This window comes from Paenibacillus sp. 32352 (genome assembly GCF_002042965.1).
GTDB lineage: Bacteria > Bacillota > Bacilli > Paenibacillales > NBRC-103111 > Paenibacillus_S > Paenibacillus_S vulneris.
Genome location: NZ_MZNT01000002.1, coordinates 301351 through 321811 on the forward strand (window position 1 = coordinate 301351; position 20461 = coordinate 321811).

Genomic DNA, 20461 nt, shown 5'->3' on the forward strand with positions numbered 1-20461 from the left:
TCCTTTGCGATGAACGCACTGGGAAGATTACGACAACAATTTGATCAACCGTCTGTCGAGCATAGATCGGCCCCTTTCTGGGCCTGGAACGACGATTTGGATGCAGAGGAGCTTGCGCGCCAAGTCGGCCAAATGAAGGAACAGGGAATGGGCGGCTTCTTCATCCATTCCCGCGACGGCTTGGAAACCGATTATATGGGGCCGGCATGGATGGATTGTGTGCGCCGAACGGTCGATACTGCAGCCGAGCTCGGCATGCAGGTCTGGTTGTACGATGAAGACCGTTGGCCCTCCGGGTTCGCCGGAGGCCTCGTTCAGGCGAGAGGCGGTGACGCTTTCCGCGCCAAGGGGCTCACGATGGAAGTGGTGCGGAAGGGGGCACCTAACGATAACGGTAACTATGCCGATGCGGTTGCTCTTTTCCAGGCGGTCATCGATGAGAGGCAGTTGCTCCGCTGTACGAAACTGCGCCTGGATGAGCCGTATGACCTGAGGGAAGATGAAGTGCTTCTCGTATTTCGCGTAGAAATATCCGAGCGAAGCGAGTGGTTCAATAACGAAGCGCCGCCGGATCATCTGAATCCGGACACGGTTCGCTGCTTCCTGGATATCACTTACGAAGCCTACAAACGGGAAGTAGGAGATCACTTCGGCACAACCATTCGCGGAGTGTTCACTGATGAGCCGAGCGTGCATGACCGTCATTGCAAATTTACGGAAGGGCGGGGATGGCTCCCATGGAGCTGGTCGTTCCCTGAGTTTTTTCAGGAACGGCGCGGGTACGATCTGATGGACCTCATTCCCTATATGTACTTCGACGGGGATTATTCCGCTCAAGCCCGTCATGATTATTGGAGGACTTTGACCGAAAGATTCAGCGAATCCTACTCGAAGCAGCTCGGAGAATGGTGCGGGAATCATGGCATTGCCTTCACCGGCCATTATTTATGGGAAAACAACATGGGAACCGCTACCCGGGTATGCGGAGCGGTGATGCCGAACTACCGGTTTCAACAAGTACCTGGAATCGATATGCTCAACGAGCAGACAAAGGAATATATCACGGTCAAGCAATGCACCAGCGTCGCCAACCAATACGGACGTAAGTATGTCTTAACGGAGACCTATGGCTGTACCGGATGGGGGTTTACCTTCGAAGGGCAGAAATGGATCGGTGATTTTCAATATGTACTCGGGGTCAACGTCAGGTCGCAGCATTTGGCGCTGTACTCGATCAAAGGATGCAGAAAAAGGGACTACCCGCCGGTCTTTAACTACAATACATCCTGGTGGAAGTACAACCACGTAGTAGAAGATTATTTTGCCCGTTTATCCGCTGTGCTGACCGAGGGGAGACCTGTTCGCGATATCCTGGTGCTGCATCCTTCATCCACAGCATGGAGTATGGTCGGTACAGGACCATACGGGTTTCCGGCAAGGGGGAAGGATAAGGATGTTTCCGCCGTCAACCATTATGGGCATGAGTTCAACGAGTTTCTCGGCGGCTTGCTTAAAGCCCATTATGATTTTGATATCGGAGACGAAATCATAATGGCTGAAACCGGGAAGCTCATAGAGAACAAGCTTGCCGTGAATTTGGCGGAATACAGCATCGTCGTCATTCCTCCCATCCGGACGATGCTGGAGAGCACGTTTCAATTGCTGGCCGATTTCTTGAATGCAGGCGGAAACATCATAGCTGCAGGACCGCCTCCGTTCATGATCGAAGGTCGGCAGGCAACCGATAGGCTGACTAACCTCTACCGTCACGAAAACATGAGCATTGTTCAGGATATTCGAGAAACGGTGGAAGCGCTGGAGAGAATAGCCCCAAGAAGAGTGAGCATCATTAACAAGCAGTCGGAAGAGGCGCCTGAAATGCTGTATATGCTGCGTGAACTGTTCGACGGGGAAGGCCGGGTCTTGTTTATCGTGAATAATGATCGTGACCACTCCCATCAGGTGACAGTCACCCTGGAAGGAAACGGAACGGTTGAGGAATGGTGTGCTCTTACCGGGGTGAAGAAGGCTGTTGCTCCCATTCAGGTAAATGAAAGCTGCATTAGCTTCGAAGCCTGCTTTGGCCCTGCGGATTCCAAGCTTTACGTGTTCTCTTGTAACGAACACCGATCTGAAGAAAAGATACTGCAAGCCATACAGGATAAGGTTGAGCCTAAAGAAGAAGTCACTGTGGAGCTTGATACTCCGCACGCGTTTTCCCGCACCCTGCCGAACATACTGACCTTGGATAGATGCTCGTACCGTATGGGAGACGCTGGCTGGTCGGAGGCTGTTGATGTTTGGAAAGCCCAAAGGGCCGTTCGGGAAACACTTGGCATGAAGCAGGTGTACGGGAACGGAATTGAACAGCGTTATAAGTGGATTTACGAAAACCATCCAATGAATGGAGTCCCGGTTGAGTTCAAGTTTGCCTTTGATGTCACTGAATTACCCGTAGGGGATGTGTTCCTGATTGTTGAATCCGCCGAGTATTACGACATAAGTCTCAACGGGAAGAAGGTAAACCCGGCTCCAAGCGGATGGTTTCTGGATCGCTCCTTCGACAAGGTGCTACTGCCAGGCTTGAAACTAGGAAGCAATGAACTCATCCTCTCCTGTAAGTATCACCTGCGGATGGAGGTTGAGGATATCTATGTAGCCGGTGATTTCGGGGTCGACAAGGAACGCAGAATCATCTCGGAGCCCGAAGTTCTGACTTTGGGAGACTGGTGTGCACAAGGCTATTACCATTACTGCGGCAGTATGATCTACCACTTTGATGTGGATATCAGGAAGGATAACAAGGCATGGAGGACGGAGCTCGAGCTGGGTGACTATTCAGCTGTTACAGTAGAAGTAAGGGTCAACGGGGAGACAGCCGGCCATATCCCTTGGAGAGCCGCTAATCGTCTGGACCTGACGCCGCTGCTAGCCTCGGGGGTGAATCGGGTAGAGATCGAGGTCATGAGCAGTCCGCGCAACATGCTGGGACCGTTTCATGCGGCTTCGGGCGACCCTTCGACAACCAGCTGGGCCTCCTTCCGGAAGGAAGGCAGCGATTATACGCCAGAGTACAATGTGAGGCCTTATGGGTTGCTCGGACCCGTCAGGCTGCATCGGAAGGTCATTCCCGACGAACAGGGTCTAGACGAACAATGAGGTAAAGGAGGTTTGAGCATGAAAGCGAGATGCTATAGGTGGAGGCTGCTTCTGTCCTTGATCATCTTATGTACCGCGCTGCTTCCCGCAACAGCGGAGGCGGCCGTCAAATATTCCACGTTTACGAAGGATAACAATCAGAATCTGATATGGCTTCAACCGGCGTACTATCCTATTGGAGTTATCGGGCAGAATTTGTTCGTGACCGATCCTAATAATCCTGGGGCCAAGATCAAATCAACCATGCAGACGCCGAAAGATATTTTTATCGATGCGAAGGACGAAATCTATATTGCCGATACGGGCAACAACCGCGTTGTGCATATGGATGAAAAGGGGCAGCTGATTCGTTATATCAGCGTACCGGAGAGCCCGCTTGTCAAGCCGGAAGGCGTATTCGTAACGGCGGATGGGGATATCTATATTGCCGACACAGGCAATAAAAGAGTCGTCTCCCTGGACGCGAACGGCAAGCTGAAAAAGGAATTTAAACGTCCGGATTCCCGATTTATTCCGGACACGTTCGTTTTCGATCCCTCGAAAGTCATGGTCGATGAGCGCGGCTTTCTCTACATAGCCGTTCACGGCGGATATGAAGGCTTGGTGCTGCTCGACTCGATGGGGAAATTTCAAGGCTTTTTCGGAGCGAACAAGACGGTGATTTCTGCGTTGGACGCTATGAAGCGCTGGCTGTACACGAAGGAGATGTATGCTAACGAGGTGGCCAAAAAGCCGGAGACGATCAACAGCGTCGCTACGGATAAAAACGGTTATATCTATACGGTGACGGGCGGAACGGTCAAGTCGGATCAGCTGAAAAAACTGAATATCAAGGGCGAGAATCTGCTGCGCAGCTCCCAGAAATCGTTCGGTGAATACCGGGCTATGGATGCGGCCATGCTTCCTGCGTCCAAAGGCTTCGTCAATACGCCTCAATTAACGGATGTGGCCGTCGACCAGGTTGGCAATATGATTGTCATCGACCAGCAGTTCAAGTATATCAGCCATTATGATGCTTCCGGCAATCTGCTCTATTTCTGGGGAGGCCCTTCGGCTGTCGGCTCCTCGCAGGTCGGTCTTTTGAAAAGTCCCGTAGCGCTTGACGTCAACTCAAGAAATGAGCTGTTCGTCCTGGACGACCAAGAAAATATCGTGCAGATGTTCCGTTTATCCGAATTCGGGCAAAAGGTGAACCAGGCGAATCAGCAAACCCTTGCCGGATATTATGAAGCCAGCGAGAAGCCGTGGCAGGACGTACTACGCATGAATGCGCAATTTACTCCGGCCATTCTAGGGTTGGCCAAGGCCGCCTATAAAAAGGAACGCTTCGAGGAAGCGAGAGACTTATTTAAGGAAGCGGGCGACCATGAGGGATACTCGGAAGCCTTTTGGCAAATCAGAATGAGATTTTTCCAGAAATATTTCTCCTGGATCGCAAGCATCGTGTTCTTCGGTGCTATCCTGATATTCGTTACCGATAAGCTGACGGCCAAGAGCAAGCTTCGCAGCAAATGGCGCGGCAGAAGAAGATCCCAGAATTCTTTTATTCTGAACCTGAAGCATGCCATGTATATCTTGAAGCATCCGGTCGACGGCTTTACTGCGGTCCGCTATGAGGGAAAGGGCAGCTATATAGCGGCTGTTCTAATCCTGCTCGGCGTGTACGCGGCTCTGGTCTTCAAGGAATATTTCACGAGTTTTTCATTTAATATGGCGACCCGCGTTGATGTGTACTCGATCTTCACGCAGTTTTTTATTGTATGGATTACATGGATCATCGCCAATTATCTCGTCAGCTCAATTTATCGGGGAGAAGGACGCTTCCGGGATATCTTTATCGGCAGTGCCTATGCGCTGGTGCCCTACATTATCATTGGAATCCCTCTGGCCTTCCTATCGAATGTGATGACTTTATCCGAGTCCTCGATATATAACTTTATCGCCGAGGGGACCGTGGTATGGATCGGATTGCTGATGTTCTGGAAAATTCAGTGGGTTCATAATTACACGGTTGGGGAATGTGTTCTTAATATTTTTCTGACGCTGTGTACGATGATCGTAATCGGGGTCCTGATTTTTGTGACAACCGGTTTGACGAACGATTTGGTTTCCTTATTCTATGAAATGATTCAGGAGGCGATCTTGAGATGACAGGGCTACTGAGCAAAATCAATAAATCTACTGCGATCATGACGATCCTGATCTTGGCCGCCGTCCTGATTTTTGTTACTAATGCGAAATTTGAATTTCGTGCGGAGAAAAAGGGGGTTGCCGCCCTTCCGCAGCAGGAGAGCCAAGCGCCAGCACAAAAGGGTGCACCCTCCCAGCTGCCGAAAGACAGTGATTTCAAGAGCATTGCGGACACTGATATTCTCCGGTTAAAGGTGGATGATACGACAGGACATTTCCAGGTGGAGGACAAACGCAACGGCAATGTGTACCGGTCCTACCCGAATCCGGAATTCTGGGCGCAGGAGAAGATTTCGGAGAACTGGAAGAAGCATTTGGCTTCACCGCTGATGGTCCAATATGTTGATTTTTCCAAGAGCATTCTGCAGCCGAAGGAAACAAATTTGGGGGCTGAAGGCGGGAAGGTGAAGGAGATCAAGACGATCCCGGGGGGATTCTCCTTGACCTATGAATTACCCGAAACGGGCTTCACCATTCCCATTGAAGTGAAAATCGAGCAGGACTACATCGAGACGAAAATTGTCAGAGAAGGCATCAAGGAATCGAAGATGGGTCTTGTCTGGGTAAGGCTGTTTCCGTTCTTCGGCGCCGAGTATTCGACGGGCCAGGACGGATATATGTTTATACCGGACGGGGCGGGCGCATTAATCCGATTCAAGGATAACCAGCTGAATGTTAATAAGCTGTATGATGAAAGCGTATTCGGCCCGGACAATACATTTACTGGGTTAAGCAACAACCGCAATAAAATCATCATGCCTGTATTCGGGATGAAAACCGGCTCCAAAGGATTTCTGGCCGTCCTGCAGGACGGCGAGGAATACGCGAATATTGTGGCAGCCCCATCCGGTGTCCTAAGTAATTACAACTGGGTCACCACAACGATGAACTTCCGATCAAGCTTCCTTCAGTTTACGAGCCGGAATTCGCCGGATGAGTGGGGATTTGTTGATTATAACAAAAATGAACTGTTCGGCAGCGACCGCATCGTTCGTTATTACATTCTGGATCGGCAGCAGACGGATTATGTGGGGATGGCGCAAAAATATCGCGAGTATTTGATGAAAGACAAAGGGGTGCAGCGCTACGAGGCGAAAAACACAAATATTCCGATGCATGTAGATGTCATTGGAGGCGACAGTGAAAAAGGAGTTTTCACAGACCGCTATATTAACCTGACTAACACGGAAGACGTCAACCAAATGATCAATTCCTTATCTGACAAGGGCGTCGGCAATATGTCGATCACATATATGGGCTGGCAGCAGAACGGTTACAGCTCGTTCGGTCAATCGCTGCCCGCAGATAAGCGGATCGGCGGTGATAAAGGGATGAAGTCGCTTATCGATAACGCGCACAGCAAAGGCTTTCCCGTGTATCTGGACACCGAATACGGCCTGAACAACACAGGGGCCGGGGGATTCGAGGAAAAATTCAACGCCGTTGTCAATCTTGCCGGCCGCAAGCTTACTGTAAATACATTGTACAACAACTCGCGGGTACCGGTAGTTAGCGACAAGTTCGTGGAAGAGATGGTCAAGAAGGATTTAAGCAAATACAAGGAGCTCGGAGTAGACGGACTCGCCGTTAACCGGCTGGGGCAGAGACTGTTCAGCGATTATAATACTTCGTTCGGATCCCCGCGGGATGAAGCCAGAGACATTCAGGAACGTATCCTGAAAAACATCAAGGATGTGCTGGGGGGCGTCAAGGGGAATAAATCCAGCTTTTTCGTGCTGCCGGAAGTGAATCATATTCAAAATCTGGTCTACGACCATTCCTATGATTTATTTACGGATGATGCGGTTCCTTTTGCCCAGATTGCCGCGCATGGGTTAATCACTTACTCGTCGGAATATGCGAATAACCGGCAGGAGGATGTCAATGATTTCTTAAGGGACATCGAGTATGGTGCGGTGCCGTCCTTCATCTTTAGCCGTGCGGAGACCAAGGAGTTCGTGAATGCTTACGGCATCCGGTACTACAATACCCATTTCACCGATTGGGAGAAAATTGCCGTCGAACAGTACCGGCAGTACAACGATGCGCTGGGAGATGTGCAGAATCAGTTCATCGTGAATCACAAAACGCTGGCTCCTAACATCAAGGAGACGACCTATTCGAACGGAAAACGCATCATCGTCAACTACAGCAGGGATTCCTACCAGGCCGGAAGCACGGTGGTGCCGGCGCAAAGCTTTGCCGTTATTCGAGGGGGGGATAAAGGATGAAAACCAAGCTGCGCTTACGGGCATCCCTGCTCGAGTATGTAGAGGGATCGATTTTCATTGCTCCATGGTTCTTTGGCTTTCTGGTCTTCATGGCGTTTCCATTGGGGTACTCTCTATTTATGAGCTTTCAGAAGGTGACGATTACCGCCACCAAAACGACGACGCAGTTCATCGGTCTTACTCATTACCGGTACATCCTGTTCGAGAACGGTGATATGCTGTATAACCAGCTTTTGCCTTTTCTAAGGCAAGCGCTCTTTATGATTCCGATTATCGTCATCTTCGCGCTCCTGATTGCGATCATATTGAACCAAAAGTTTGCGGGACGGACGTTGTTCCGCGCCGTGTTCTTCCTTCCGGTCATCCTGTCCACAGGCGAAGTGGTCAAGGAGTTTCTAACCCAAGGGGAGGGCGACCTTGGATTCATGTCCAAGTACAACGTATCCGGTCTCATTAAAGCCAACTTGTCGGCTACATGGTCGGGGCCCCTGATCGGCGTTCTGGATTCCTTCGTATTGATTTTGTGGTATTCCGGGGTTCAAATTCTGATCTTTCTGGGAGGAAGGCAAACCATTTCGAACTCGGCTTATGAAGCGGCGAGGATTGACGGCGCAGGGCCTTGGGAGACCTTCTGGAAAATTACACTTCCAGCGATGACTCCGTTTATCTTTTTGAATATGATCTATACGGTGGTCGATTTGTTCACTTTCCCGACCAACCCGATTTTGACGAGAGTCAGGGACAGCGAGTACGGTCAGTACAGCGCGTTGATTTGGATTTATTTCCTCATCATCAGCTTTTTCCTGGCGATTATCTTCTATATTTTCAATAAGGCGACCAAGTCACAGAGGGATGCTGCATAAAACCGAAATTATTTTGTCTAAGGGGTGAAGCTTGTGATCGGTCTAAAAACGAAGAAAGGCCAGGAGCTGGCGCTGCTTACCCGCTTATCCGATATCCGGTACAGGATCGTCGGCAGGGAAGCGGATAAAGGTCTGCTGTTCCGGGTGTTCATTTACTTGATCTTGCTGGATACGGCGTACATCTATTTGAAGCCTGTTCTGCACATGGTCACTACGATGGTCAAAAATGCAGATGACCTGCTGGATCCGGCGGTCAATTGGTTCCCGAGAATCGTGTATCTCGGAAATCTGCAGGATGCGTGGGACTGGCTGAAGTATCCGAAGGCGCTTGGCATCAGCTTGATGCTTGCGCTTTCCGTAGCTATATTCCAAACGATGTCGTGTGCAGTAACCGGCTATGCTTTTGCCAGATTGAAGGTGCCCTTCAAGAACGTGATGTTCTTTTTCCTGCTGCTGACCTTTGTAGTCCCGATGCAGGTAACTATTTTGCCGAATATCATCTATGCCCGGGAGCTAGGATTGCTAAATACGATTTATCCCATCATCGTACCGGCATTTTTCGGTCTGGGATTAAAGGGAGCTTTATTTGTCATCATTTACCGCCAGTTTTTCTCCACGCAGCCCAAGGAGCTGGAGGAAGCGGCGCGGATCGATGGAGCCAGCGTATACAAAATTTTTTACAAGGTGATGATGCCTCTTGCCAAGCCTGCGATTTTGGTAGTGTTCCTGTTCTCTTTCATCTGGACATGGAATGACTTTTACCTGCCGAGCATGTATTTGGCGGATATTGAGACCGCTCCGTTATCCATGGGCATATCCCGAATTGCGTCAGCGCTTAGGCAGCAGGCGGAGGTATACGGTCCTTCCGTCACAGATGAAGCCATACGAATGGCGACGACCTTCCTGATGATCATTCCTCCGATGATCTTGTATACCTTCACCCAGCGATGGTTTATTGAAGGCGTAGAGAGAACGGGTTTGGTGGAGTAGGTTAATTTTTTAATGAAATGGAGGTTTCATAAGATGAAACGGTTACTAGCAATGCTTGTTGCACTGATGATGGCTGCTTCCCTGATGGCCTGCTCTGCACAGGGGGGAGGCGGAAGCTCACAGGTTAGCGCCAATGCGTCGGCTAATGCCAAGAAGGTGCTGCTCATCCGGAAAAAAGAAGGAGGAGGCGATCCGTTCCTTATCAACCACTTGAAAAAACTGGGCTATCAGGTCATGGACATCGTGGACGCTGACTTTACGTTGGAGAAGGCCAAGGATTACGGAGTCATATATGTTAGTGAATCCGTTAATTCCTCCAAAATCGACTCGAAGCTGAAGAGCTCGACAGTTCCTATCGTAGTTGCCAAAAACCAGGTTGCGAGTGAAGCAGGCTTGGTCGGGGTACAGAAATTCGGTCAAGAGGAGAAAGTCAGGACGATTCATATTCTGAATGAGAAGCATCCTTTGGCAGCTGGTTTGAAGGATACTGTCGCCATTTATAAGGAAGATGGAAAAATCTCTTACGGGCTGCATCCGGGCAAGGACGCCGTAACCATCGCTGAGTATCCAGCCAGCGGCGATAATAAGAAGATCATGATTTTTGGATACGAAAAAGGCTCCAAGAACATCAATAACGAGGTTGTTCCTGCAAGACAAGTGTATTTCTCCATGCCTACCGGAGAGGAAGAGAAGCTGACGGATAACGGCTGGAAGCTGTTTGATGCGGCCATCGAATGGGCTGCTGCCAACGGGGCAAAATAGTGGGTTAACCCCACACGGTCCTGATGGGATAGGCTTCTCGGCAATTCAATCAGTTTCATCAATCCAAATTTTGAGGAGGTCCTTGGATGAAGCGTTTATTTGGAATGATCGCAGCTATGGCTATGGTAATTACCTTAATGGCTTGCAATGCCTCACCTGCCGGTACTACAGGAAAGAATCCGGGTAACAAAGTGCTGTTTGTCGGAAAAGACGGTGGCGGAGACGCCATCACCATTAAACGTTTGAAGGAAGTACATGGGCTTGAGGTTACAGTTGTCATCGATAAGGAGCTTACGGTCGATCATACCAAAGGTCAATCCTTGATTTATGTCAGCGAGTCCGTCAATTCCAACAAAATACAGGATAAGTTCGTCAATGTTCCCGTGCCGGTGATTTATGCCGAGCCTCAATCCACCAGCGATACAGGGATGACCGAAACGGAGGGATACGGCGCCCTTACGGGAGCGAATGCAGCCAAAACGATACAGATCAAGGATAGCAAGCATGAGCTGGCTGCAGGCCTGCAGGGTACGGTGGATGTATATCAGGACAATGGGAAAATGGGCTACGCCATTCCCGGTAAAGAAGCTATCGTCGTAGCTACGGTGCCTAACGAGGATCAGAAGTCTACCATTTTCGCCTATGAAAAGGGTGCCAAAAATGCCAAAGGCAATCCGGTCGCAGCGCGCGAAGTGTACTTCTACATGTTCAACGGAGAAGAGATCAACCAGACAGAAGCGGGGTGGAAGCTGTTTGACGCATCAGTCAAATGGGCGTTAGGGAAAAAGTAGCCCCTGATGGGAGGATTGCAGGATGAAACGAATTGCAGGCATGATATCCATTATTTTGATTTTCATGATTGTGACAGCCTGTTCCGCTTCTTCGGCTACGAAGGCCCCAGCCTCCAAGAAAGCACTGTTCGTCGGTAGGGAAGGCGGAGGAGATGCTATCGTTGTCAAGCACTTGAAAGAGCTTGGATATGAGGTATTCGTAACGGCGGACAAAGAGCTGACGGCAGAGCAAGCGCTGAACTATTCTTTAGTCTTTGTTAGCTCCACGGTAAATTCCAACAAGGTAGGCAATAAGCTGAAGAACTCTCCGGTACCTGTCATCTATGCCGAAGCTCAAAATATGGGTGATATCGATTTGTCGGGTAAGGAGTCGGATGTGGATCAAGGTGATTTTGCAGGCAAAGCGGTAACGATCAAGAAGGCAGACCATCCGATGGCAGCGGGCTTGCAGGGGACTGTGAACGTGTATCAGTCGGAGGGCAAGATCGGTTTCGTCGTTCCGGCGAAGGACACCATTGTTATTGCTTCTGCGCCGGATGATGAGAGAAGGGCCGTCGTTTGCGCTTTCGAGAAGGGCTCGAAAACGCTTAAGAACGAAACGGTTCCGGCAAGGCAAGTTTACTTTTACCTGGTCGGCGGGGAGGAAATTAATCAAACCGAGGAAGGATGGAAGCTTTTTGACGCCGCCGTCCAATGGGCTGCAGGAAGCAAATAGGGAAGCAGGCCTCTCCTTAACGGGAAGAGGCTTTTTTCGTTCACCATGCGAAGCTGATTGATGCATTATCCAGTTAATGGCAGCGAACCTGTTTCAAGAAAAGATGCAACAAACAACCTATAAAAATGAAATCCCCCCCAATGAATGAAATACGGTTTCGTAATAAAGTAAAAGTACATCCTGTAAGTCATTTTTTGACGGCGGCCGTTCATCCATAATTTTCAAAGCGTTTTCATATTGACGGTATCTTTGCAGGGGGAACGTACTTCAACGGCCAGACATCAACAAAGGGAGGTCGATCCTATTATTTTACAAACTGCTTTAGTGAGAAGAGGTAATCCTGAAACGATATAACGGGCCAATTTAAAAGGAGGTTTAACCGAGGAATGAACAAGATTCTGAAATCTACACTCGTCATAGCTTCAGCCGTTTCCATGTTAGCCGGCTGTACCAGCTCACCCGCTAATCCCGTAGAACCGGAGGCATCAAAAAATACGCCGAAATCGCCGGATAATGAAATTTTCATCTATACGGTCTATCCCGCTTTTTATGCCAAAGAGGAAGTGTTCGATAAGCAAATCGGCCAATATTTAAAGAAGAAGTTTCCGGATATCACGATCAAGCACGTGCACTGGGATAAAGGAAGAGAGTACAAGGATTTAATCGCTGCAGGCACGATTCCCGATATTATCATCGACAATGCCCGCATGAACCTGCAAAGATACATTATTAAAAACGACCTTCAGTACGATATGACCGAGCTGATCAAAAAGTACAATTTCGATACGAGCAAGCTGAATCCCGCAGCGATGGCACAGATGAAGAATGTGACCCCGGAAGGGAAGATTTACGGTCTGCCGTTCCAATTGAGCGATTTGGTGTTGTTCTATAACAAAGATATCTTTGATAAATTCGGCGTCGATTATCCTAAAGACGGGATGACGTACGATGAAGTCTACGAGCTGGCTAAGAAATTGACGCGGGTCGAGGGCGAAAATACATACAAGGGCTACCAGCAGCATCCGGGGTTGTACATGACCTATAATCAGCGGTCTGCTTCACCTCTCAGCTTGACGGAGGATAAGGCGGAGCTGAATACGCCGGAGTGGAAGATCCTGGTTGACAACTTGAGACGGTTTTATGAAATTCCAGCCAACCAGTTTACTTCCGTAGACGATTTCCCTAAAGGGAAGATGGCGATGAGTGTCCATGTATCGGAAAAAATCATTCAGTGGTATGAGCAAAACAAAAACTTGAATTTCGATATCGCTTCAATGCCGTCCTTCAGTGATTTACCGAATACGAAAGCGCAACCGAATATGTACTCCGCTTATATCACGAAGCAATCGACGAAGAAGGATATGGCCTTCCAAGTAATCTCCTACCTGCTCTCGGAAGAGATGCAGATCGAGTTATCCAAAGAAGGCATCATTGGTCCGTTGGAGAGTAAGGCCGTTCAGGAAGCGTTCGGGAAAAACCTGCCGCAGATGCAGGGGAAACATACGCAAGCGATCTTTGCGAGCAAAAATGCAATGCCGCCTGCGGCCCGCGCTAACGGCTTGACTTATATCGACGTTCCTGCACACATTGTCTTCCAGCCACTGATATTCGGGGAATCGAAGGACTCCGTTACGGCACTTCGGATGGTTGAGGAGCAGACGACCAAGGGAATTCAGACGGAGAAGGCAGCGAACAAATAACATAGCTACAATAGGAAACTTGAATAAACAAACCTCCAGAGGATCGATGAAAGTGAGGCTGGAGGTTTTTGTTTGTCCCAAAGGAAAGGCTAGCCACAATTAAAGGGGGAATCCAATCGATGAAGCGTCTATTTAGTTTGCTCGTTATTGCTTTAATGGCGATATCTATCATGGCATGCTCTTCTTCTCAAAATAATGCGTCCGACAATACGTTGAAGGGGGTTGTTACCCCATCGCCACAATCTACGCCGACGGCTACTCCAGCGACTCCGAAACCGGCGGAAACCAAAGCGCCTGAATCGACGCCTAAACCGGATGAAAAGACACCTGCGGAAACATCGAAGCCGGAAGAGATGAAAGCCCCGGCAGAAACACCAACGCCTGCACCGGCAGCTACCAAAGCGCCTGAGGAAAAGCCTAAAGTTGAGGAAACAAAGACGGAGGCCCCTAAGGCACCGGAAACAGCAGTGCCAGCGCCAAGCAAAGCGCCAGAAGCGACTCCTGCACCGGAAAAACCGGAAGTATCCGCAAGCGGCAAAAAGGTGCTAATGGTAGGCCGGGAAAACGCCCAGGAGGACCAATTGGTAGCCGGCAGATTGAAAGCGCTTGGATTTAAGGTTACCAATATAGCGGACCGGGATTTCACGGTTGATGAAACGAAAGGCTATGATTTGCTGTATTTCAGCCAAACTACGAACTCCAAAATATTGAAGGAAGGCGTTATGAAGGAGGTAGCGATTCCAACTGTCTATGTCAAAAATCATGGCATGTACTATCTAGGCTTATCGTCAATAGAAGAGAACGCCAACGTGTTTAATGTCAAATCGATCGATATCGTGGACGGCAAACATAAAGTAGCCGGCGGGTTATCGGGTACTGTGGATATATATAAGGAAACAAACTCCAAAATCGGGATTGGCTATGGTCTGCCCGGCAAGGAGGCCAAAGTGATAGCAACCGCTCCTGGAGATAAAGACAAAGCGGCCATTTATTATTACGACAAAGGCTCGAAAGCCGATAATGGTTATGAAGTGAAAGCGCGTACCTCGTTCTTCTTCTTGAATAACGGCTTGCATGAAAATACGACCGATAATGGCTGGAAGCTTCTGGATAACTTGGCTTTATGGACGCTGCAAAACGGTTAGACCGGAATGAAACCAGGGAGGACTTAAAAATCATGAAGAAATCCGTATCGAGAACCATCTTGTTTACTTCGTCACTAGCGTTGTTGGCAGGCTGTACATCCTCACCTGTGGTGGAAGATAATCCGACTACACCCAAATCTTCACCCAACGAACTGTTTATTTACACGGTCTACCCTGCGTATTTTGCAAAGGAAGAGAACTTCGATAAGCAGATCGGGCAATTTCTTAAGAAAAAGTTCCCTGATATTACAATCAAGCATGTTCATTGGGATAAGGGCCGTGAGTATAAGGATTTAATTGCTGCCGGAACCATTCCGGACATCATTCTCGATAACACTCGGATGAATGTACAGCGGTATATTTTTGACAACGATCTTCAGTACGATATCGGAGATTTGGTCAAAAAATACAATTTCGATACGAGCAAGCTCAACCCAGCCCAAGTAGCTCAGATGAAGAATCTGACGCCGGAAGGAACGCTATTCGGTCTGCCTTATAATAATAACGACTTCCTGCTGTTCTATAATAAAGACATCTTCGACAAGTTCGGTGTAGACTATCCGAAGGACGGTATGACCTACGATGAGATCTACGAGCTGGCGAAGAAGCTGACCCGAGTGGAGGGGGAGGTCACTTACAAGGGCTACTCCCAAAATCCGGGACATTATATGAACTATAACCAGCTGTCCCTGTCACCGCTTAGCCTGAAGGAAGACAAAGCCAGCCTGAATACGCCGGAATGGAAAAAGGTCGTAGACAATATGCGACGGTTCTATGATATTCCTGCCAATCAGTTCGATACGGTCGAAGTGTTTGCATCGAAAGGAAATATCGCCATGGCCGTTGCCACAGTGGACCATCTAGTTTCGTTCGTTGAACAGAATAAGAACTTGAACTTCGACGTCGTTTCCGTGCCTTCCTTCAGTGAAGCGCCGAATACGAGATACCAGCCGAATTTGTATTCGATGTACATCACGAAGCAATCAACGAAGAAGGATCTTGCATTCCAGGCTATGGCTGCCATTCTGTCTGAGGAGCATCAGGTAGAATTGGCAAAGGAAGGCGTCATCGTTCCAATGGAATCCAAGGCGGTACAGGAGGCTTTCGGTCAAAACCTGTCGCAAATGCGCGGGAAAAATACGAAGGCGATCTTTAACGGCAAAACGGCGATGCCGCCGGCTGCACGTGCAGCAGGCTTGCTATGGTACGACGTTCCGATGCAAAATGTTTTCGCGCCTCTTATCTTCAAAGAATCGAAGGACTCCGTTACGGCGCTCCGGATGATTGAGGAGCAGTCTACGAAAGCTATCGAGACCAACAAAGCCGCCAAGACCGAGCTCGAAAAGGCGGCAAAAAAATAATAACCAACTCCAAAAGCACCCTCATTGTTGATGAAATGATAGGGGGTGCTTTGCTTTTATAGCCGAAAAGGAGGTACGTCCAATGAATAAAGCATGGAAACAAGCCGCGTTTGCCTTTGCTGCAATGGCCATTTTGCTTGCAGGCTGCAAATCGGACGAAGCGGCAAACATTGGAAAGTCCGAAGCACCTGTTTCCCCGGAAAACGAACTGTTGATTTACACGGTTTGGCCTGCTTTTTATGTCAAAGAAGATATTTTTCAGAAGCAGATTGCTCAACCTCTGCAAAAAAAGTTCCCAGATCTAAAGATCAAGCACATCCATTGGGATAACCCGGGAAGACAGTACAAGGACCTGATTGCGGCCGGGACCATCCCTGATATTATCATGGACGATTCTCACTTGAATCTGAACCGTTACATTATCGATAACGATCTTCAGTATGACATGAGAGAGCTGATCAAGAAATATAACTTCGATACGGAAAAGCTGAATAAGCCGGCCATGGACCGAATGAAGAACATTACCCAGGACGGGGCTATTTACGGACTTCCGTTTCAAATTGGCGATTATATCCTCTTTTACAACAAAGATATCTTTGACAAATTCGGCGTGGACTACCCGAAGGACGGCATGACTTACGATGAAGCATACGAATTGGCCAAGAAGCTGACTCGTGTAGAAGGGGAAATCACGTATAAAGGATATTCACAAAATCCCGGTCATTATATGAACTACAATCAGCTATCCTTGAACCCTTTACATCCAACTGAAGACAAGGCGGTTTTGAATACGGATGGGTGGAAGAAGCTGGTTGACAACTTGCGGCGTTTCTATGAGATTCCGGCCAACCAATTCGATACGGTTGAAAATTTCTCCAAAGGCAACATTGCTATGGCCATCGCTTCTGTGGACCGAATTGTAAAGTTTTACGAAGACAATAAGAACCTGAATTTCGATATTGCTGCAATTCCGTTTTTCAATGATTTACCGGACACAAGATACCAGCCTAACGTTAATTCGCTTTACATAACGAAGCAATCGACGAAGAAGGATCAGGCGTTTCAGGTCATTTCCTATCTATTGAGCGAAGAGGCTCAAATCGGGCTGTCCAAGGAAGGTATTGTCGGATCCGTGCAAACACAGGCAGTGAAAGAAGCGTTCGGTAAAAATTTACCGCAGCTGAAGGGCAAGCACACCGAATCCGTTTTTTACGGCAAATATGCGGATGCTACTCCACCTCGCGCACCAGGTTTAACCTACCACCTTGTTAATACGCAAGGCGTGTTCGCCCCATTGATATTCCTGGAATCCAAGGATAGCGTTACAGCGTTGAGAATGACGGAGGAGAGGGAGACCAAGGCGATCTTAGCGGAGAAAGCGGCCAAGGAGGAGCTGAATAAGGCTGCCGGCAAATAATATCTGCTTGTCGGAAAAAATTACGAAAGGAGGTGGTAGATGGCATATCCGAGCTGTAGTTTAAAGTGCAAGGTAAACGATTCTCTAAATGGATCAATACGAAAATGAGGATGGTGTCCGAATTGAGAAAAATAATCGCTTTAGTATTATGTTTTTTTCTTTTATCTTTCACCGTACTTCCATTTGCTTCAGCTATCGCTCAAGAGGCAGTCAAATCGGTAGAAGACTTCAAGGATTTGAAGACTCTCCCTCAAGAAACGAAAGCTAAATTCGATGAACTGATTCGTGGTGGCGTGTTTAGCGGCGTCTCGGAAGATACATTCGGTTTGGACTCCAAGATGGATCGAGCGCAATTTGCAAAAGTGGCTTCTATTATTTTTTCGTTGACAACGAATAAAGCGCTTACAAATCCTTCCTTTACCGACTTGGGCACCGATCATTGGTCCTTCACGTATGTAGAAGCGTTGAAAAAGGCGGGGCTTACGAATGGTTATGATTCGGAGGGCAAAACGTATAATCCATCTGGAGAAGTATCCCGCCAAGAGCTGGCTGCATTTCTTATCCGCGGTCTTGGCTTGGAAGAGCTTGCTCAAAAAGCAGCGCCAGTGTCGGACAGCACCGTGGACGATTGGGCTAAGGGTTATGTAACGCTTGCTCTGGAAAAGAATATTATGGCGAAGATGGACAACGGCACATTTGGAGGCAAGACGCCGGCCACACGTAAAATGCTGGTCCTTGCAAGCTATGAGGCAACAAAAATATTGGCCGGTCCGACCCCTTCACCGTTTCCATCACCAACACCACTGCCATCGCCTGCGCCGAATAAAGAGGATTCCGGCAAAGCCTCTGCAAAAGGAAAAAGAGTTCTTATGACTAGCGATGTGAACACGGGTAATCCCGATTTTCGCAAGGACGATAATATGGTTGTAAACCGTCTGCAATCTCTTGGATTCGAAGTGACTCGTTTGGCCAGTACAAAAATTACTGCGGAAGCATTTGAAGGCTATGATCTCGCCTATATCGGCTGGTCGACGAATCCCAAATATGTAAAGAAGAAATTGAAATCGCTTCCTATTCCAATTATTTACAGCCATTCCCGAACCATGGGAGATGCCGATTTATCTTCCGTCTCAGAAAACGCGAACGCCGAGAAGCAAACGGAGATTTCGATTGTGAAGCCGGACCATCCGCTGGCGGCTGGACTTACCGGAGATGTGCAGATTCACTATGAGCCTTTTAGACTTACCTACGGGGTTCCGAGCAAGGATGCGATTGTAGTCGCGACTGTGAAAGGCGAACCCAACAAAGCAACCATCTTTGCCTATGAGAAGGGCTCCAAAAATATTCTAGGGGAAACAGTACCGGCACGCTCTGCGTTTTTCTTTACCAACTTAGGTACACAAATGAAGGAAAATGCTACCGATGAGTTTTGGAAGCTATTTGATGCGGAAGTGCTTTGGGCTATTCAAACCCCGGAATAATAAGTTCACTGAAACTCCAGCTTCGGGCTGGGGTTTTTATTTTGCTAACTTCATCATTTAGGAACAATAAACCTATAAGGATGCGATTATGTCCCTATAAATGATTTCTCATTTCGTATTATTTTAAAAGTGTAGGAGTAATACCCAATTGCTGCCGTGGAGGTGTTCGGCCTAATCTAAAAATCGGTTCGTTATCAAAGCTCTGCTTGATTTAGTGTGTAATTAACTAAAAGTCAGGAAGGTGCGTCAAAAATGAAGAAAATTGTCACATCGCTTTTATGTTGTTTCCTGTTAGTGCTCATGGTGCTTCCTTTTGCTTCCGCTGCAGACACTCCGGCAACTAAGAGCGTGGAAGATTTCAAGGACTTGAAGAATCTTCCACAAGATCAGAAGAGCAAGTTTGATGAGCTGATCCGTGCTGGGGTGTTCAGCGGATTGACGGACGATACATTCGGCCTTGATTCCAAGATGGATCGTGCACAGTTCGCCAAGGTAGCTGCCATTATTTTTTCACTGCCAATGGATAAAACGCTTACAACACCATCCTTCACTGATGTAGGAACAGATCATTGGGCCTTCACTTATGTGGAAGCACTGAAAAAAGCCGGCCTTACTAATGGCTATGATTCGACCGGCACCACCTATAATCCGTCCGGTGAAGTATCCCGTCAGGAGCTTGCAACGTTCCTTATTCGCGGTCTCGGTTTAGATGACGCTGCGAAGAAAGCGACTCCTGTATCGGATAACACGGTAGACGATTGGGCAAAAGGCTATGTTGCCCTTGCGCTTGAAAAGAATCTTATGACGAAGCAGGACGACGGCACCTTTGGAGGAAAAGCATCCGCTACGCGTAAGATGCTTGTGCTTGCAAGCTATGAGTCCAAGAAGCTGTTTGAAGGAAAAGGCAGCACCACAACAACGCCAGCTCCAACACCAACACCAGCTCCTACGGCCACACCTGATCCGAAGAAAGAAACTCCGGCTACACCGCCGGCAACGAACACGGACACTCCGAAGGTTTCCGCTAAAGGAAAGAAAGCGATCGTTACAAGTGATATTCGGGCAGGGCAAACCGAGATGGCTCCTGATGAGAAGCCTCTTGTCAGCCGTTTGCAATCTTTAGGCTTCGAGGTTACCCGTCTGCCAAGCGCCAAAATCGCACCGGAAGCATTTGAAGGCTATGATCTGGTAGTTATCGGTTCGTCGACGAACTCCAAATATGTCAAGAAAAAGCTAAAGGATCTGCCTATTCCTATTATTTATAACAAGCTTATTTCGTTCGGGGACGCGGATTTCTCCTCCGTTTCTGAAAAAACGAATATCGAAAAACAATCGAAAATTACGATTACGAATTCCGATCATCCTTTGGCAGCAGGGTTAAAGGGAGATGTACAAATTTACTATGAACCGGATAGCATCGGTTATTCCAAGCCAAGCGCTGATGCTATCGTTATTGCAACGGCTGCGGGTGATCCTTCCAAGCCTGTTATTGCCGCATACGAAAAAGGTTCGAAAAATATTCTGGGCGAGCCTGTAGCTGCACGTACCGTATCCTTCGGCTCCAATTCTTCCTCGATGAAGGAAAACGCTACTAATGAATTGTGGAAGCTGTTCGATGCTCAAGTGCTCTGGGCCATTCAAACTCCATAAGATAGG

14 protein-coding genes are annotated in these 20461 nt (G+C 48.3%); all 14 read left to right on the forward strand.

The annotated features are described in order from the left end of the window. Window positions 1-9 precede the first annotated feature (9 nt). The 14 genes from B1728_RS05755 (at window position 10) to B1728_RS05820 (ending at window position 20455) form a co-directional block, all read left to right on the forward strand. Complete coding sequence (locus B1728_RS05755) at window positions 10-3159, forward strand: glycosyl hydrolase (RefSeq protein ID WP_079909231.1); 3150 nt, start codon at window positions 10-12, stop codon at window positions 3157-3159. A gap of 18 nt (window positions 3160-3177) precedes the next feature. Further along, a complete protein-coding gene (locus B1728_RS05760) occupies window positions 3178-5310 on the forward strand; it encodes a YIP1 family protein (RefSeq protein WP_079909232.1) in 2133 nt (710 codons plus the stop codon). Continuing rightward, entirely contained in the window at window positions 5307-7580 is a 2274-nt protein-coding gene (locus B1728_RS05765; RefSeq protein WP_079909233.1) for a DUF5696 domain-containing protein, read from the forward strand. The genes B1728_RS05760 and B1728_RS05765 overlap by 4 nt, the downstream gene beginning before the upstream one ends. Beyond that, window positions 7577-8443 (forward strand): carbohydrate ABC transporter permease, encoded by an 867-nt coding sequence (locus B1728_RS05770; RefSeq protein ID WP_079909234.1) that lies wholly within the window; start codon window positions 7577-7579, stop codon window positions 8441-8443. Before B1728_RS05765 ends, B1728_RS05770 begins: the two co-directional genes overlap by 4 nt. A gap of 33 nt (window positions 8444-8476) precedes the next feature. Beyond that, the gene (locus B1728_RS05775; RefSeq protein ID WP_256865250.1) at window positions 8477-9433 is read left to right on the forward strand and encodes a carbohydrate ABC transporter permease; all 957 of its coding nucleotides are present in this window, start codon (window positions 8477-8479) and stop codon (window positions 9431-9433) included. Between the two features lie 33 nt (window positions 9434-9466). Continuing rightward, window positions 9467-10195: a hypothetical protein gene (locus B1728_RS05780; RefSeq protein ID WP_079909236.1), complete on the forward strand. Its 729-nt coding sequence runs from the start codon at window positions 9467-9469 to the stop codon at window positions 10193-10195. Between the two features lie 86 nt (window positions 10196-10281). After that, window positions 10282-10986, forward strand: a complete 705-nt coding sequence (locus B1728_RS05785) for a hypothetical protein (RefSeq protein WP_079909237.1) — start codon at window positions 10282-10284, stop codon at window positions 10984-10986. Window positions 10987-11008: 22 nt separating this feature from the next. Next, on the forward strand, window positions 11009-11701 hold the full coding sequence (locus tag B1728_RS05790; RefSeq protein WP_079909238.1) for a hypothetical protein: 693 nt from the start codon (window positions 11009-11011) through the stop codon (window positions 11699-11701). A gap of 386 nt (window positions 11702-12087) precedes the next feature. Then, a complete protein-coding gene (locus B1728_RS05795; RefSeq protein ID WP_079909239.1) occupies window positions 12088-13401 on the forward strand; it encodes an ABC transporter substrate-binding protein in 1314 nt (437 codons plus the stop codon). A gap of 119 nt (window positions 13402-13520) precedes the next feature. Then, window positions 13521-14546 (forward strand): hypothetical protein, encoded by a 1026-nt coding sequence (locus B1728_RS05800; protein ID WP_079909240.1) that lies wholly within the window; start codon window positions 13521-13523, stop codon window positions 14544-14546. 32 nt (window positions 14547-14578) lie between these two features. Beyond that, window positions 14579-15907 carry an ABC transporter substrate-binding protein gene (locus B1728_RS05805; protein WP_079909241.1) on the forward strand — a complete coding sequence of 443 codons (1329 nt, stop codon included), beginning with the start codon at window positions 14579-14581 and terminating at the stop codon, window positions 15905-15907. An 82-nt stretch (window positions 15908-15989) separates the two neighbouring features. Beyond that, window positions 15990-17324, forward strand: a complete 1335-nt coding sequence (locus B1728_RS05810) for an ABC transporter substrate-binding protein (protein WP_079909242.1) — start codon at window positions 15990-15992, stop codon at window positions 17322-17324. A 122-nt stretch (window positions 17325-17446) separates the two neighbouring features. After that, window positions 17447-18805, forward strand: a complete 1359-nt coding sequence (locus B1728_RS05815) for an S-layer homology domain-containing protein (protein ID WP_079909606.1) — start codon at window positions 17447-17449, stop codon at window positions 18803-18805. A gap of 252 nt (window positions 18806-19057) precedes the next feature. Beyond that, a complete protein-coding gene (locus B1728_RS05820) occupies window positions 19058-20455 on the forward strand; it encodes an S-layer homology domain-containing protein (RefSeq protein ID WP_079909243.1) in 1398 nt (465 codons plus the stop codon). The last annotated feature ends 6 nt before the right edge of the window (window positions 20456-20461 follow it).